13 protein-coding genes and 4 pseudogenes are annotated in these 15,227 nt (G+C 70.8%); 11 read left to right on the forward strand and 6 right to left on the reverse strand.

Annotation, left to right across the window (positions count from 1 at the left end; genetic code table 11):
• From BG482_RS20090 to BG482_RS20125, 8 genes and pseudogenes are all read left to right on the forward strand, one after another.
• Positions 1–1,426: pseudogene (locus BG482_RS20090) on the forward strand (hypothetical protein); the annotation flags it as partial.
• Between the two features lie 9 nt (positions 1,427–1,435).
• Positions 1,436–1,849 carry a roadblock/LC7 domain-containing protein gene (locus BG482_RS20095; RefSeq protein ID WP_003993189.1) on the forward strand — a complete coding sequence of 138 codons (414 nt, stop codon included), beginning with the start codon at positions 1,436–1,438 and terminating at the stop codon, positions 1,847–1,849.
• Between the two features lie 112 nt (positions 1,850–1,961).
• A complete protein-coding gene (locus BG482_RS20100; RefSeq protein WP_009190816.1) occupies positions 1,962–2,360 on the forward strand; it encodes a DUF742 domain-containing protein in 399 nt (132 codons plus the stop codon).
• Complete coding sequence (locus tag BG482_RS20105; protein WP_030793795.1) at positions 2,341–2,916, forward strand: ATP/GTP-binding protein; 576 nt, start codon at positions 2,341–2,343, stop codon at positions 2,914–2,916. Before BG482_RS20100 ends, BG482_RS20105 begins: the two co-directional genes overlap by 20 nt.
• A gap of 376 nt (positions 2,917–3,292) precedes the next feature.
• The gene (locus BG482_RS20110; RefSeq protein WP_069770449.1) at positions 3,293–6,700 is read left to right on the forward strand and encodes a nitrate- and nitrite sensing domain-containing protein; all 3,408 of its coding nucleotides are present in this window, start codon (positions 3,293–3,295) and stop codon (positions 6,698–6,700) included.
• A gap of 10 nt (positions 6,701–6,710) precedes the next feature.
• Positions 6,711–7,124 carry a roadblock/LC7 domain-containing protein gene (locus tag BG482_RS20115; RefSeq protein WP_037737006.1) on the forward strand — a complete coding sequence of 138 codons (414 nt, stop codon included), beginning with the start codon at positions 6,711–6,713 and terminating at the stop codon, positions 7,122–7,124.
• A gap of 96 nt (positions 7,125–7,220) precedes the next feature.
• Positions 7,221–7,808, forward strand: a complete 588-nt coding sequence (locus BG482_RS20120; protein ID WP_069770450.1) for a DUF742 domain-containing protein — start codon at positions 7,221–7,223, stop codon at positions 7,806–7,808.
• Positions 7,789–8,370, forward strand: a complete 582-nt coding sequence (locus tag BG482_RS20125; protein WP_026248371.1) for an ATP/GTP-binding protein — start codon at positions 7,789–7,791, stop codon at positions 8,368–8,370. The genes BG482_RS20120 and BG482_RS20125 overlap by 20 nt, the downstream gene beginning before the upstream one ends.
• A gap of 163 nt (positions 8,371–8,533) precedes the next feature.
• Here the strand turns inward: BG482_RS20125 and BG482_RS20130 are convergent, their stop codons facing one another.
• From BG482_RS20130 to BG482_RS42740, 4 genes and pseudogenes are all read right to left on the reverse strand, one after another.
• Positions 8,534–8,725, reverse strand: coding sequence for an acyl-CoA carboxylase subunit epsilon (locus BG482_RS20130; RefSeq protein WP_069770451.1), 192 nt, complete (start codon positions 8,723–8,725; stop codon positions 8,534–8,536).
• 66 nt (positions 8,726–8,791) lie between these two features.
• Positions 8,792–9,286, reverse strand: a 495-nt coding sequence (locus tag BG482_RS44030) for a carboxyl transferase domain-containing protein (RefSeq protein WP_306286936.1), incomplete at its 5' end; no start/stop codon positions are given.
• 1 nt (position 9,287) lies between these two features.
• Positions 9,288–10,798, reverse strand: a pseudogene (locus tag BG482_RS20135) (acyl-CoA carboxylase subunit beta); the annotation flags it as partial.
• A 1-nt stretch (position 10,799) separates the two neighbouring features.
• A pseudogene (locus BG482_RS42740) lies at positions 10,800–11,288 on the reverse strand (carboxyl transferase domain-containing protein); the annotation flags it as partial.
• 378 nt (positions 11,289–11,666) lie between these two features.
• Between BG482_RS42740 and BG482_RS20140 the strand changes: the two are divergent.
• On the forward strand, positions 11,667–12,278 hold the full coding sequence (locus BG482_RS20140) for a YceI family protein (protein ID WP_069770452.1): 612 nt from the start codon (positions 11,667–11,669) through the stop codon (positions 12,276–12,278).
• Between the two features lie 93 nt (positions 12,279–12,371).
• Positions 12,372–13,010: a hypothetical protein gene (locus BG482_RS20145; RefSeq protein WP_069770453.1), complete on the forward strand. Its 639-nt coding sequence runs from the start codon at positions 12,372–12,374 to the stop codon at positions 13,008–13,010.
• A gap of 64 nt (positions 13,011–13,074) precedes the next feature.
• Here BG482_RS20145 and BG482_RS20150 read toward each other — a convergent pair whose 3' ends face one another.
• Positions 13,075–14,220 (reverse strand): RNA polymerase sigma factor, encoded by a 1,146-nt coding sequence (locus tag BG482_RS20150; protein ID WP_069770454.1) that lies wholly within the window; start codon positions 14,218–14,220, stop codon positions 13,075–13,077.
• An 8-nt stretch (positions 14,221–14,228) separates the two neighbouring features.
• Positions 14,229–14,636 (reverse strand): YciI family protein, encoded by a 408-nt coding sequence (locus BG482_RS20155; RefSeq protein ID WP_069770455.1) that lies wholly within the window; start codon positions 14,634–14,636, stop codon positions 14,229–14,231.
• A gap of 254 nt (positions 14,637–14,890) precedes the next feature.
• Between BG482_RS20155 and BG482_RS41230 the strand changes: the two are divergent.
• Positions 14,891–15,103 (forward strand): annotated as a pseudogene (locus BG482_RS41230) (trypsin-like serine protease); the annotation flags it as partial.
• Positions 15,104–15,227 lie beyond the last annotated feature (124 nt).

Raw genomic sequence — 15,227 nt, forward strand, 5'->3', positions numbered from 1 at the left:
GGCCGCGCTGCCCGGCCGTGACGGCGGTGGCCGTCCCGGCGGCCAGCCGCCGCGCGGACCGCAGCAGCCTCCGCTCTCCCCGCAGCAGGGCCGTCAGGCCCCGGCCGGCGCCGGCTTCGGCGGCCAGGCCCCGGGCGCGCCGCAGGGACTGCAGGCCGCCGGCACCGGTACGCCGGGCACGGACATGTTCGGCGGCGGACGTCCCCCGCAGCAGCAGCGGGGCGCCAAGAACGAGCAGGGCGGCCGCGGCCGTCAGCCGCAGCTCCCGCCGCGCGGGGGTCCGCGCGCCGAGCTGCCCGGCGGCAACCCGCAGCCGCGCGTGACCAGCTGGGGCGACGAGAACGCCCAGCCGCCGGTGCCGCGCACCCCGTTGGACGCCCCGCGCGGCCACGAGGAGCCGGACGTCGCCCAGACCTCGCGCATGCCGCGCATCGACGACCGCCAGGGTCCCGGCGCCACCGCCGAGATACCCGCCATCCCGCGGATGGACGAGCGCCAGGGCCCGGCGGGTCCCGCCGACTTCGGCCGCCCGGTCGCGAACGGTCTGCACAGCACGGGCCAGTTCCCGGCCGTGGGCAGCCCCCAGGGCGGCTACGACGGGCGACAGGACACCGGCCAGTTCCAGCGCCCGGGCCTGAACGGCGTCAACGGCGTGAACGGGCGGCAGGAAACCGGCCAGTTCGAGCGGCCCGGCACGACCGGCCGTCCGGACGAGAACGGCTTCACCCGCTCCGACGTCTTCGGCGCCCCGGGCGGGCAGAACGCTCCGGCGAACCCGAACCCGAACCCGAACGCGAACCAGTTCGCTCCGCAGGCCTACGACAACGGCTCCACCGGTCAGTTCGCCGCTCCCGGCTACGACGGCTCCGCCACCGGGCAGCACGCGCTGCCCGGCCGCCAGGACCCCTCGGCCGCAGGCCGGTTCGGCACTCCGCAGCCCAACGGCTACGGCGCTCCGGCCCAGCCGGAGGCTCTGCCGCCGGCGGGTCCGGGCGACGGCCGCACTCCGCTGTACGACACGTTGGAGACCAACTGGTTCCACGGTCAGCAGGCGGGCGCTGCGGCTGCCGAGCCGCAGCAGCACGAGCAGCAGGCTCCGGCCGCTCCCCAGCGTCCCGCTGCCGCCAGTTCATCCTGGCGCACCTCGCCGAACGACGAACTCGTCCGGCAGGCCGAGCGCGTCAGGCAGCCGGCCGCGGGCGGCGTCACCACCTCCGGTCTGCCGCGCCGGGTGCCCCGGGCGAACCTCGTCCCGGGCACGGCTCAGCAGCAACAGCACCAAAGCGGTCCGCAGGTCTCGCGTGCGCCTGACGACGTACGCGGCCGGCTGACCAATCTCCGTCGGGGCATCGCACAGGGTCGACAGGCCGGCAACGGCCCGCAGACCGGCAGCTTCCCCAGCCCCACTCACCAGCAGGAGCGTTAGTTGAGCCAGATGAGCCAGGCAGCACAGAACCTGAACTGGTTGATCACCAACTTCGTGGACAACACCCCTGGGGTGTCCCACACCGTCGTGGTCTCCGCCGACGGGCTCCTGCTCGCGATGTCCGAGGGATTCCCCCGCGACCGTGCCGACCAGCTGGCGGCCGTCGCGTCGGGACTCACCTCACTGACCGCCGGCGCGTCACGGATCTTCGAAGGCGGCAGCGTGGCGCAGACCGTCGTCGAGATGGAGCGAGGGTTCCTCTTCCTCATGTCCGTCTCGGACGGCTCGTCGCTCGCGGTGCTCGCGCACCCCGAGTGCGACATCGGCCTCGTCGGCTACGAGATGGCGCTCCTTGTCGATCGTGCGGGCGCGGTGCTCACGCCCGACCTGCGCGCCGAGCTCCAAGGCAGTCTGCTCCACTGACCCGCCCTCGTACCACCCACCTCACGAAATCACCGTCCGGCCGACACACTCCCCCCACCGGCCCAGACGGACGGCACGACAATCCGAGAATGCTGTCCCGCCCGGAGGATCCATGACCCCGCCCACCGCCCATCATGACCCGTACGCGGAGCCGTACGGGGATGAGGGCGACCAGCCGCTGGTGCGTCCGTACGCGATGACCGGTGGCCGGACCCGGCCGCGTTATCAGCTCGCCATCGAGGCGCTGATCAGCACCACGGCCGACCCGGCAGCGCTCATGGGGCTGCTTCCCGAGCACCAGCGCATCTGCCACCTGTGCCGTGAGGTGAAGTCGGTCGCCGAGGTCTCGGCGTTGCTGGCCATGCCGCTGGGCGTGGCTCGGATCCTCGTCGCGGACCTCGCCGAGGCCGGCCTGGTGGCCATCCACCAGCCGGGCGGCGACGAGAACAACGGCGGCGCACCTGACGTGACGCTGCTCGAAAGGGTGCTCAGTGGACTTCGCAAGCTCTGACGGAGGGCGGGCCACCACCTCCGCGAAGATCGTGGTGGCGGGCGGCTTCGGCGTGGGCAAGACCACGTTCGTGGGCGCCGTCTCCGAGATCAACCCGCTGCGCACGGAGGCCGTGATGACGTCCGCGAGCGCGGGCATCGACGACCTCACCCACACCGGGGACAAGACCACCACCACGGTGGCCATGGACTTCGGCCGTATCACGCTCGACCAGGACCTGATCCTCTACCTGTTCGGCACGCCGGGCCAGGACCGCTTCTGGTTCATGTGGGACGACCTGGTGCGCGGCGCCATCGGCGCCGTGGTGCTCGTGGACACGCGGCGGCTGGCCGACTGCTTCCCCGCGGTCGACTACTTCGAGAACAGCGGTCTGCCGTTCGTCGTCGCCCTCAACGGCTTCGACGGTCAGCAGCCCTACCAGCCCGAAGAGGTGCGTGAGGCGCTGCAGATCGGCCCGGACACCCCGATCATCACGACGGACGCCCGGCATCGCTCGGACGCCAAGTCCGCGCTGATCACGCTGGTCGAGCACGCGCTCATGGCACGACTGCGGTAACTTTCAATATCCTCGCGCCATACGGCAGTTGTCGTAGGCGCTTCGGAGCCGGCTGTGGCCTTTGACACGGTCGGCTCCGGTGTTCATAACGTTTCGGCAGAGGAATCGGCGGACACCGCCACGCGTCGCGGTCGCTCGGTCTCACTGCGCGCACGAAGGCCCCGCCTTTTGGCGGGGCTCGTTCTGTTTGACCGTTTTATCTGGGGTTTACATCACGTCGAACCAACTCTTTCCCATGTTTGGAAGAGGACTGGTCGTCGTGCTGGAATGCCTGAACTGCCCAATAGTCAATGACGTACTGATGGTCGATGGCTGACCGGGCTCTGAGACACTGCGGCACGACGAAGGTGCCGACCGCCGAGAGGTTGTTGGTCGAGTGAGGCGAAGCAAGAAAAGTCCCGAGCCGGCGGCGCGGGGCAACTTCACCCCGCCGCCGCGCGGAGCGGCGACCGCCCCTGTGCCCGGCTCGGAGCCGACGGCCGCGCCCGCGAAGAGCGGCGGCCGTCTCTCCCCGCGCAACTGGCGGGTGCCGACCCGGCTGAACGCGATTCTGCTCATACCCGTGGTGGTCGGCCTGGTCATGGGCGGCTTCCAGGTGAAGAGCTCGATCGACACCTGGCAGGAGGCCGAGGACGCGGAGAACACCGCGCGTCTGGTGCGGGCCGCACTGAGCTACGGCGACGCCCTCTACAAGGAACGCGACGTCTCCGCCGCGCCCCTGCTCGCCGGCAAGAAGGACGACGCGACGGTCACGGCGTCCCGCAAGGCCACCGACGCCGCCGCCGACGCCTTCGACGCAGCCGCGCAGGACATGCCGGCCAAGCCCGGCCTGGAGCGCAGGCTGAAGCTGTTCCGCGTCACCGAGACCAAGCTGCCGACGCTGCGCGCGGCCGCCTACACCTCCAAGCTCACCGGCGTGCAGACGGAAGAGGGCTACACCCAGGTCGCGCACCCGCTGATGGAGTTCTCCAACGAGCTCGGTCTGGGCACCGGAAACATCACCTCCTACGGCCGTACCGTCTACGCCATCTCGCTGACCAAGGCCGCGCTCTCCCTGGAGCGCTCGATCGGCATGCATCTGCTGATCAAGCCGGGCCCGCAGGACACCGACTTCGCCAAGCAGAAGGTCTCCCTCTCCTCGTACGCCTACCTCGAGGGCATCGCCGTCGAGGAGTACATCGGCGGCGGCACCGAGGCCGACGCCAAGCGGCTGGCCGACGCCTCGGCGAAGATCAAGGGCGACGGCGCCGCGCTGGCCGCCGAGCAGAAGCAGAAGGACCCGGACTACGTTCCGCCGCCGTCCGACCCGACCACGATGGTCGGCGCGATCTCCACGATGGAGACCAAGTCGGGCGCCGAGCGCGCCGGTCTCGCCGAGAAGGGCATCAGCAAGGAGAACTGGTGGGCGGTCACCACGCTGAAGTACGACGCCTACCGGCAGATCGAGTCGGACATGGCCGACAAGGCCGTGACCGAGGCCTCGGACATCGCCGCTGACGCCAAGACGTCCGCGATCATCACCGGTGCCGCCGTCGTCGTCGCCCTGCTCCTGGCGTTCATCCTCGCCGGCGCCGTGGCCCGTCAGATGAGCCGCGCGATGCGCCAGCTGCGCAACGCGGCCTTCGGCATCGCCGAGCAGCGGCTGCCGATGCTGGTCGACCAGCTCTCGCGCACCGACCCCGGACGCGTGGACACCCGCGTCCAGGCCATCCCGATCACCACCACGGACGAGATCGGCGAGGTCGCCCGCGCCTTCGACCAGGTCCACCGGGAGGCCGTCCGGCTCGCCGCCGAGCAGGCCCTGCTGCGGGGCAACATCAACGCGATCTTCACCAACCTCTCGCGCCGCAACCAGTCGCTGATCGAGGGCCAGCTGACCCTGATCACCGACCTGGAGAACAACGAGGCCGACCCGGACCAGCTGGAGAACCTCTTCCGCCTGGACCACCTGGCCACCCGTATGCGCCGCAACGGCGAGAACCTCCTGGTCCTCGCCGGCGAGGAGCCGGGCCGCCGCTGGGACCAGCCGGTTCCGCTGGTCGACGTGCTGCGCGCCGCCTCCTCCGAGGTGGAGCAGTACGAGCGCATCGAGCTGTCGGGCGTCCCGGAGGCCGAGATCCACGGCCGCGCCGTGACCGACCTCGTGCACCTGCTCGCCGAGCTGCTCGAGAACGCCACCACGTTCTCCTCCCCGCAGACCAAGGTCCGCGTGACCGCCACCCGGCTGCCCGACGGCCGCGTCATGATCGAGATCCATGACAAGGGCATCGGCCTGACCGCCGAGGACTTCGCGGACATCAACCACAAGCTGGCCAACCCGCCGACGGTGGACGCCGCGATCTCGCAGCGTATGGGCCTGTTCGTGGTCGGCCGGCTGTCCGACCGGCACGGCATCCGCGTCCAGCTCCGTCCTTCGGGCGAGCAGGCCGGCACCACCTCGCTGGTCATGCTGCCGGACGCCATCACCCACGGTGGCGGCGGCGAGCAGCAGCAGTCGCGCGACGACTTCACGGTCTCGCAGATCATCCCCGAGCAGCAGCAGAACTTCGGCGGCGAGGACTTCAACACCGGTCTGCCGATGCGCACGGCCGCCGAGCTCGGCTTCGACGACAGCCGCTACGAGGTGCCCGACGACATCCGCGAGCTGGACCCGGTGGGCCGCTCCCTGCTGCGCGAGGAACGGCGTGCGGCGCTGGAGACCCAGCCGGACCAGCAGGGGCAGCAGGGGCAGCAGGGGCAGCAGGGTCAGCAAGGGCATGAGCCGGGCCGGCACGGCCAGCAGCCCGGTCAGCACGGCCAGCAGCAGCCGGCCGAGGCCGCCTCCTACGGCGAGGGCTTCGACGCCAACCGCCGACCGGAGTACGACGCCGGGCAGAACGGCTACGACCCCGCGCAGAACGGCGCCCAGGGCGGCTACGACGGCAACGCCACCGGCTATGCCGACCGGCCCGGGACGTTCGACCAGCAGACGGCGTACGAGGAGCAGCAGCGCCCGGCGTACGACGACCAGTACTTCGGTCAGAACGGTGGCCTGCCGCAGAACGACGCGTTCTCCACGAACGGCGGTCTGCCGCAGAACGACGCCTACGCGTCGAACGGCGGCTACCCCGACCCCGCGTATGCGGAGCCCGCTCAGCCCGTTCTGGAAGAGCGGCCTGCCACGGCCGCCGGCGCCTCCGAGGGCTTCCAGCCCTACGAGGAGCAGCAGCCCTACCAGGACGACTGGCCGCAGCAGAACGGTCACACAAACGGTTACCAGAACGGCTACCCGGACCAGTACGCTCCGGAAGCGGAATCCGTGCAGGCCGCTGACGCGGGCGAGCAGAACCGCGTAGGCTTCGACCGTCCGGGACCGGCCCCCTCCGCCTCCCACGCACTGACCGAAGCCGGTCTGCCTCGCCGCGGATCCACCGCAAGCGGTGCGAACGGCACTCGGCCCGCGAAGCAGGACGCGCCGGCCTCCTCCTCCGAGAGCGGCGGCGGCACCGACGTCTGGCGATCGGCGAACGACGAGCGCTGGCACCAGGCCTCCGCCCTGAAGAAGCCCAAGGCGGGCGGGGTCACCTCCTCCGGCCTGCCGCGGCGGGTGCCCAAGGCCAACCTGGTCGAGGGCGCCGCCGAGAACACCCCCCAGGGCGGCCCACAGGTCTCCCGCGCCCCGGAGGACGTCCGAGGCAGGTTGAGCAACCTGCGACGGGGCGTCCAGCGCGGACGCAACGCAGGAAGCAGTGAAACGAACGGCCAGGGCCTCGGTCCTGACAGCACCTACAACCAGGAGCGTTAGTGTGAGCCCGATGAGCCAGGCGGCACAGAACCTGAACTGGGTGATCACCAACTTCGTGGACAACACCCCGGGGGTGTCCCACACCGTGGTGGTCTCCGCCGACGGACTCCTTCTGGCGATGTCCGAAGGCTTCCCCCGCGACCGTGCCGACCAGCTCGCGGCCGTCGCCTCCGGCCTGACGTCCCTGACGGCAGGCGCCTCCCGGATCTTCGAGGGCGGCAGCGTGAACCAGACGGTTGTGGAGATGGAGCGGGGATTCCTCTTCCTCATGTCCATCTCCGACGGTTCCTCGCTCGCGGTCCTCGCTCATCCCGAGGCGGACATCGGCCTCATTGGGTACGAGATGGCCCTTCTGGTGGACCGTGCGGGCTCGGTCCTGACGCCCGACCTTCGTGCGGAGCTCCAAGGGAGCCTTCTCAACTAACAGCGGGACGGTGCGTTTTGGCGTCCCGAGGCCGTAGGGTTTCGGGACGCGGCTTCCATGTGATGGGCGCCAGGCACAGTCGGAGGAGGAGAGAGAGTGGCAACACCCCCAGGCGGTTCCAATTCGGGTAACTGGTCGTACGGCCCTGCCCAGGGCCACGGCGACGGTTCCCAGAACCCGAACCGTTACGACTTCCCCTCCGCGCCCAGCCAGCAGCGGCCGTACTCGCCCCAGAGCCCCCAGGGTCCCGGGCCGTCCCCGTACGACCAGCCGCAGGCGCCGCGCATCCAGCCCGTGCAGCCGCATCGCCGCACCCCCGAGGCAGCGCCCGCCGGGGCGGCGAACAACCCGCTGGTGCGTCCGTACGCCATGACCGGTGGCCGGACCCGCCCGCGTTACCAGCTCGCCATCGAGGCGCTGGTGCACACGACCGCGCAGCCGCACCAGATGCAGGGCCAGTTGCCCGAGCATCAGCGGATCTGCAACCTCTGCCGAGAGATCAAGTCGGTCGCCGAGATCTCGGCGCTGCTGACCATCCCCCTCGGCGTGGCCAGGATCCTCGTCGCCGACTTGGCGGAGGCGGGACTGGTCGCCATCCATCAGCCCGGCGGCGACGAGAGCGCCGGCGGCCAGCCAGACGTGACACTGCTCGAAAGGGTGCTCAGTGGACTTCGCAAGCTCTAGCGGGGGTCCCTCCCGCTCCACCACTTCCGCGAAGATCGTGGTGGCGGGCGGCTTCGGCGTGGGCAAGACCACGTTCGTCGGGGCTGTTTCGGAGATCAATCCGCTGCGCACCGAGGCCGTCATGACGTCCGCGTCGGCGGGCATCGACGACCTCACCCACACCGGGGACAAGACGACCACCACGGTCGCGATGGACTTCGGTCGCATCACCCTGGATCAGGACCTGATCCTCTACCTCTTCGGCACGCCCGGCCAGGACCGCTTCTGGTTCATGTGGGACGACCTGGTGCGCGGCGCCATCGGTGCGATCGTGCTCGTCGACACCCGCCGTCTCGCCGACTGCTTCCCCGCGGTCGACTACTTCGAGAACAGCGGCCTCCCCTTCGTCATCGCGTTGAACGGCTTCGACGGCAACCAGCCGTACAACCCCGACGAGGTCCGCGAGGCGCTGCAGATCGGCCCGGACACCCCGATCATCACGACGGACGCCCGCCATCGCGCCGACGCCAAGTCCGCGCTGATCACCCTGGTGGAGCACGCGTTGATGGCGCGCCTGCGGTAGCGCCGCCCTCCCCCGCACAGCCGAAGGCCCCCTCCACGACGAGGGGGCCTTTCGTGTGGGGCGGGCGCCGCCCCGGCGTCGGCCCGTGCCGAAGGCATCCGCCCATGCCGAAGGGGGGCCCACCCGGGCGGGTGGGCCCCCCTTCGGGGACGTGCAGGAGGGTTCAGCGCCAGCTGTGCGGGGCGCGGAAGCCGCCCTCGCGTTCCAGGCGGCGCCAGCCGGCCCGGGGACGGGAGCGGTGCACGGTGGGCTCGGAGGGGCGGGCGGCCGCGCGAGCCAGGAGGATCGCCGTGATGGCGGCGACTTCCTCGGGCTCGGCATGGCCCTTCTCGACGCGGATGTCGGGAGCGTTCATGGTGTCAGTCTCCGTGGATGAGGTTTCCGCAGGGGATCCGGCGGGTTACCCGTGAGGTCCGTCGGGTTACTGCGGGGGGTTGCCGTGCTTGCGCGAGGGCAGGTCCGCGTGCTTCGACTGGAGCATGGCCAGGGACCTGACGAGGACCTCGCGGGTCTCGGCGGGGTCGATGACGTCGTCGACGAGGCCGCGCTCGGCCGCGTAGTAGGGGTGCATCAGCTCGGACTTGTACTCCTTGACCATGCGGGCCCGCATGGCTTCGGGGTCCTGGGCCTCGGCGATCTGACGGCGGAAGATGACGTTGGCCGCGCCTTCGGCGCCCATCACGGCGATCTCGTTCGTCGGCCAGGCGTAGGTGAGGTCGGCCCCGATGGACTGGCTGTCCATGACGATGTAGGCGCCCCCGTAGGCCTTGCGCAGGATCAGCGAGATCCGGGGCACGGTCGCGTTGCAGTAGGCGTACAGCAGCTTCGCGCCGTGGCGGATGATTCCACCGTGCTCCTGGTCGACGCCGGGCAGGAAGCCGGGTACGTCCAGAAGGGTGATGATCGGAATGTTGAANTTCGACTGGAGCATGGCCAGGGACCTGACGAGGACCTCGCGGGTCTCGGCGGGGTCGATGACGTCGTCGACGAGGCCGCGCTCGGCCGCGTAGTAGGGGTGCATCAGCTCGGACTTGTACTCCTTGACCATGCGGGCCCGCATGGCTTCGGGGTCCTGGGCCTCGGCGATCTGACGGCGGAAGATGACGTTGGCCGCGCCTTCGGCGCCCATCACGGCGATCTCGTTCGTCGGCCAGGCGTAGGTGAGGTCGGCCCCGATGGACTGGCTGTCCATGACGATGTAGGCRCCYCCGTAGGCCTTGCGCAGGATCAGCGAGATCCGGGGCACGGTCGCGTTGCAGTAGGCGTACAGCAGCTTCGCGCCGTGGCGGATGATTCCACCGTGCTCCTGGTCGACGCCGGGCAGGAAGCCGGGTACGTCCAGAAGGGTGATGATCGGAATGTTGAAGGCGTCGCACATCTGCACGAAGCGTGCGGCCTTCTCGCTGGCCTCGATGTCCAAAACGCCCGCGAGGGACTGGGGCTGGTTGGCCACGATGCCGACGACCTGACCGCCGAGCCGGGCCAGGGCGCAGATGATGTTGCGCGCCCAGCGCTCGTGGACCTCCAGGTACTCGCCGTCGTCGACGATCTCCTCGATGACCTTGGTCATGTCGTACGGGCGGTTGCCGTCGGCCGGGACCAGGTCGAGCAGGACSTCRCCGCGGCGCTCGGCCGGGTCGGCGGAGTCGACGCGCGGCGGGTTCTCGCGGTTGTTCTGCGGCAGCAGCGACAGCAGGTAGCGCACCTCCGCGATGCAGGTCTCCTCGTCGTCGTACGCGAAGTGGCAGACACCGGAGGTCTCGGCGTGCACGTCGGCGCCGCCCAGGCCGTTCTGGGTGATCTCCTCGCCGGTGACGGCCTTGACCACGTCCGGGCCGGTGATGAACATCTGCGAGGTCTCGCGGACCATGAAGACGAAGTCGGTGAGGGCGGGGCTGTAGGCCGCGCCGCCCGCGCAGGGGCCCAGCATCACGCTGATCTGCGGGATGACTCCGGAGGCTTTGGTGTTGCGCTGGAAGATGCCGCCGTAGCCGGCGAGCGCCGAGACGCCTTCCTGGATACGGGCGCCGGCGCCGTCGTTGAGGGAGACCAGCGGAGCCCCGGCCGCGATGGCCATGTCCATGATCTTGTGGATCTTGGTGGCGTGGGCCTCGCCCAGCGCGCCGCCGAAGATACGGAAGTCATGGGCGTAGACGAAGACCGTGCGGCCCTCGACCGTGCCCCAGCCGGTGATGACACCGTCGGTGAACGGCCGCTTGGCCTCCAGACCGAACCCGGTCGCCCGGTGCCGGCGCAACTGCTCGACCTCCTGGAAGGATCCCGGGTCCACCAGCAGCTCGATCCGCTCCCGGGCGGTCAGCTTGCCCTTGGCGTGCTGCGCCTGGGTCGCCTTCTCGCTCGGGCCGGCCAGCGCCTGGGCACGGATCTCGTGCAGCTCGGCCACCCGGCCACGCGCATCCGTGGGCTCNATCGCGGCCGGGGCTCCGCTGGTCTCCCTCAACGACGGCGCCGGCGCCGTCGTTGAGGGAGACCAGCGGAGCCCCGGCCGCGATGGCCATGTCCATGATCTTGTGGATCTTGGTGGCGTGGGCCTCGCCCAGCGCGCCGCCGAAGATACGGAAGTCATGGGCGTAGACGAAGACCGTGCGGCCCTCGACCGTGCCCCAGCCGGTGATGACACCGTCGGTGAACGGCCGCTTGGCCTCCAGACCGAACCCGGTCGCCCGGTGCCGGCGCAACTGCTCGACCTCCTGGAAGGATCCCGGGTCCACCAGCAGCTCGATCCGCTCCCGGGCGGTCAGCTTGCCCTTGGCGTGCTGCGCCTGGGTCGCCTTCTCGCTCGGGCCGGCCAGCGCCTGGGCACGGATCTCGTGCAGCTCGGCCACCCGGCCACGCGCATCCGTGGGCTCCGAGGGCTCCGCGGTCGGCTCACCCGTCGTCTCTTCCAAAACGGTCATGTAGTGACCTTACGAAGCCCACCAAGGAAAGAGGGACGTCGACTCCGTACAGTCCTCGGAGCGTTTTCCTGGTACCCCTGAACAGAACCCGGTCGGCATGCAGCCGTTACGACTGCTCAGGGGGCCAGGGGGTTGTAGGGGTCGCACAAACCCCACTGCTGAGACCCGGCTCACATTTCGCGCCCCACCTGCCCTCCCCGGAGTGAACCGGCAGCGCCGGACGGCGGTCGGCCGCCGCGTCCTCGGCGACCCGACGGACCCTTCGGGAATCCCCTCCCCGATTAAGTTGAAAGTTGAACGGAATGGGTCTACAGTCGGTTTCACGACCTCGTTGAAGATTAAACATCTTCGACCCCTCCCGTCCCCAAGGAGCACGCCATGGGCATCTTCGGCCGCAAGACCACCGACGAGACCGCCTCCGCCGCCACCGCCGCCGCGGTGAACCCGGAGCTCGCCGCCCTGACGGGCGAGTACGCCATCGACCCGGCGCACTCGACGATCGGCTTCACCGCCCGCCACGCGATGGTCACCAACGTCAAGGGCAAGTTCACCGACTTCACCGGCTCGCTGCAGCTGGACGGCGTCGACCCGTCCCGGTCCACCGCCTCCATCGACGTCACGATGGAGAGCATCGACACCGGGTCCGCCGACCGCGACGGCCACCTGAAGAGCGCGGACTTCTTCAAGACCGAGGAATTCCCGCTGATGACCTTCCGCTCCACCTCCGCCGAGGCGCTGGGCGGCGACGACTACCGCATCGTCGGTGAGCTGAGCATCCTCGGCGTGACCAGGCCCCTCACCATCGACCTGGAGTTCAACGGCTCCGCCAAGGACCCGTTCGGCAACGAGCGCGTGGGCTTCGAGGGCAAGGCCGAGATCCTCCGCTCGGACTGGGGCCTGACCTGGAACGCGGCCCTGGAGACGGGCGGCGTCCTGATCTCCGACAAGATCAAGCTGAACTTCGACATCTCGGCGATCAAGAACGCGTAACCGTGTGGTCGAATACGGCGAATACCGGCAGAAAGGGGCCGGAAGCGAAGAGCTTCCGGCCCCTTGGTGTGTCCTGTGTCACAGTCGCGAACCATGAGCATCATGACCGGACCCCAGTACTACCCCGGCGCCAACCGCGACCACTGGTACCAGGACGACTTCGGCGGTGACCGCATGGAGGTCAACGTCGTCGTCCTGCACACCACGGAGGGCCGCTCGCTGCCCGACTACCAGGGCGGCTCGGTCGCGCCCAACCTGACGGCCGTGCCGGACTTCGCGGCCAAGCGGCTGCGGTGGTACCAGCACTTCGGGATCGACGTCTCCTCCCGCGCGCTGGTCAACCGGCGCGGGGGCGTCGAGACGAACACGCTCAACGTCTGCCAGGTGGAGCTCGTCGGCACCTGCGATCCCGAGCTGCACACCAAGTGGAACACCCACGACCAGGCCCACGTCTACTGGCCCAAGGCCCCGGAGTGGGCGCTGCGCGCCGTCGCCCAGTACCTGGCGTGGATGCACCTCCACCACGACGTGCCGCTGCGCGGACCGACCCTGTGGCCCGCCTACCCCAAGTCCGCGGGGAACGGGGGCGGGCAGCGGATGAGCGGTGAGCGGTGGAACGCGTTCAAGGGCGTGTGCGGCCATATGCACGTGCCGGAGAACACCCATGGAGACCCGGGGGCGATCGACTTCGAGGCCCTGCTCGGCTTCGCCAAGTCCGCCGCGCAGGACTGACGGCGCCCGGGCGGCGGCCGCGGCAGCGGGCGCCCGGACCGGGGGACGATCCGAGCGCGACCCGTCAGGGACGTCGGCGGGAGTTGAGCCGGGCGGCCTGGCGCGTCAGATGGTCGCGCTCGGCTAGGTCGGGCGCCTTGCGGGCCGCCTCGGCGTACAACCGTGCCGCCGTCGCCGGGTCGCCGTCGCGCTCGTGGAGGTACGCCGCGACCGCGGTGTGGCGGGGCAGCGAGTCGTCCAGCGCCGCGAGCGCCGCCAGACCGGCGCGCGGGCCGTCGGCCTCGCCGACGGCGACCGCGCGGTTCAGCCGGACGACCGGACTGTCGGTCAGGGCCACGAGCTCGTCGTACCACTCGACGATCTGCACCCAGTCGGTCTCCTGCGCGGTGGGCGCGTCGGCGTGGAGGGCCGCGACGGCGGCCTGGGCCTGGAACTCGCCCAGCCGGTCGCGGGCGAGGGCCGCCTGGAGGATCGTCACGCCCTCCGCGATCGCCGTGGTGTCCCACCGGCCGCGGTCCTGCTCGGCGAGCGGGACCAGGCTGCCGTCGGGCGCGGTCCGGGCGGCGCGCCGTGCGTGGTGGAGCAGCATGAGGGCGAGCAGCCCCGCCGCCTCCGGGTGGTCGACGGCGGCCGAGAGCCGGCGGGTGAGCCGGATGGCCTCGGCGGCGAGGTCGACGTCGCCGGAGTAGCCCTCGTTGAACACCAGGTACAGGACGCGCAGCACGGTGGCGACGTCGCCGGGCTGGTCGAATCGCACGTCGGAGACGGTGCGCTTGGCCCGGCTGATGCGTTGCGCCATGGTCGCCTCGGGGACCAGGTACGCCTGGGCGATCTGCCGGGTGGTGAGCCCGCCGACGGCGCGCAGGGTGAGCGCGACGGCCGACGCCGGCGTCAGCGACGGGTGGGCGCACAGGAAGTAGAGCTGGAGGGTGTCGTCCCCGGCGGGCGCGGCCCCGGGCTCGGGTTCCGCGTCGAGGCGGTCCTCGCGGCGGCGGCGGGCGGCGTCCGCCCGGGTCGCGTCCAGGAACTTGCGCCACGCGACGGTGATCAGCCAGCCCTTCGCGTCGCGCGGGGGGTCGGCCGGCCAGACGCGCACCGCCTCGACGAGCGCGTCCTGGACGGCGTCCTCGGCCGCCGCGAAGTCGGCTCCGCGGCGGACGAGGACGGTGATCACGCTCGGTGTGAGGCTGCGGAGCAGGGCCTCGTCCATCGTCGAGGTCACTCCGCGATGGTGCCGTGCTCGCCCAGGAACGGGCGCAGCTCGAGCCACTCGTGGATCGGCTTCCCGCCGGCCCCCGGGGCCGCCGACAGTTCGCCGGCCAGTTCGAGGGCTCGTTCGTGGCTGTCGACGTCGATGATCATCCAGCCGGCGATGAGGTCCTTGGTCTCGGCGAAGGGGCCGTCGGTGACGGGCGGGCGGCCCTCGCCGTCGTAGCGCACGAACGTGCCCTCGGGGGCGAGCGCCTGGCTGTCGACGAACTCGCCGGTGCTTTCGAGGCGGGCCGCGAAGTCGTTCATGTACCGCACGTGGGCCGAGATCTCCTCCGGCGTCCACTGCTCCATCGGCACGTCGTTCTCCGGAGCCGGCGCGCCGCGGTAGTGCTTGAGCAGCAGGTACTTGGCCATCGTGGTTCTCCTCGGTGCTGGTACGACCCATTGTGGCCGCGCTCGCCCCGGGGACGGAGCCGGACGCGGGTTCTCGACATCCCCGCCCTGCTTCTCGCGGTCTTCTTCTCCGGCGAACCCGGGTGAGCCGTCCTCACGGCATTCAGGAGATGCGCCGTCATCGGCGCGGCCGCGCCGGCGATCGCCGGGCTCCAGCACGTGTCCGCCGCACAGGCCGCCCCCCTCGCCCGTGGTCGGCGGGACCCGCGCCGCAGAGCGACGAGATCTGCGCCGGGTGCGCGGCCGGGGGCACCGACGCCTGCCAGGGCGATCCGGGCGGCCCGATGGTCCGCCCGGACGACGCCAACGCCTGGATCCAGGTCGGCGTCGTGAGCCGGGGCATCGGCTGCGCCCGGGCCGACGCCCCCGGCGTCTGCTCCGAGGTGTCCGCCTTCGCCTCCGCGATCGCCTCGGCGGCCGCCTCGCTCCGACCGGACGACGGCCCGGCGGGCCATGCCCTTCTTCCGGTCGGATCTTCCACCAGTAGCCCCCCGCGGGGTTCTTGGGACCGTCGCGCGGCACTCCGCGACGCCGGGCCCGTACCCGTCCCCG

The sequence above is a fragment of the Streptomyces sp. LUP30 genome (genome assembly GCF_001746365.1).
Taxonomy (GTDB): domain Bacteria; phylum Actinomycetota; class Actinomycetes; order Streptomycetales; family Streptomycetaceae; genus Streptomyces.

Excerpts from the sequence above, each read along its gene's own strand:
- BG482_RS20145 (WP_069770453.1), top strand. The coding sequence starts at position 12,372 with ATGAGCATCATGACCGGACCCCAGTACTACCCCGGCGCCAACCGCGAC.
- BG482_RS20100 (WP_009190816.1), top strand. The coding sequence starts at position 1,962 with ATGACCCCGCCCACCGCCCATCATGACCCGTACGCGGAGCCGTACGGG.
- BG482_RS20155 (WP_069770455.1), bottom strand. The coding sequence starts at position 14,636 with ATGGCCAAGTACCTGCTGCTCAAGCACTACCGCGGCGCGCCGGCTCCG.
- BG482_RS20095 (WP_003993189.1), top strand. The coding sequence starts at position 1,436 with ATGAGCCAGGCAGCACAGAACCTGAACTGGTTGATCACCAACTTCGTG.
- BG482_RS20130 (WP_069770451.1), bottom strand. The coding sequence starts at position 8,725 with ATGAACGCTCCCGACATCCGCGTCGAGAAGGGCCATGCCGAGCCCGAG.
- BG482_RS20150 (WP_069770454.1), bottom strand. The coding sequence starts at position 14,220 with ATGGACGAGGCCCTGCTCCGCAGCCTCACACCGAGCGTGATCACCGTC.
- BG482_RS20140 (WP_069770452.1), top strand. The coding sequence starts at position 11,667 with ATGGGCATCTTCGGCCGCAAGACCACCGACGAGACCGCCTCCGCCGCC.
- BG482_RS20115 (WP_037737006.1), top strand. The coding sequence starts at position 6,711 with ATGAGCCAGGCGGCACAGAACCTGAACTGGGTGATCACCAACTTCGTG.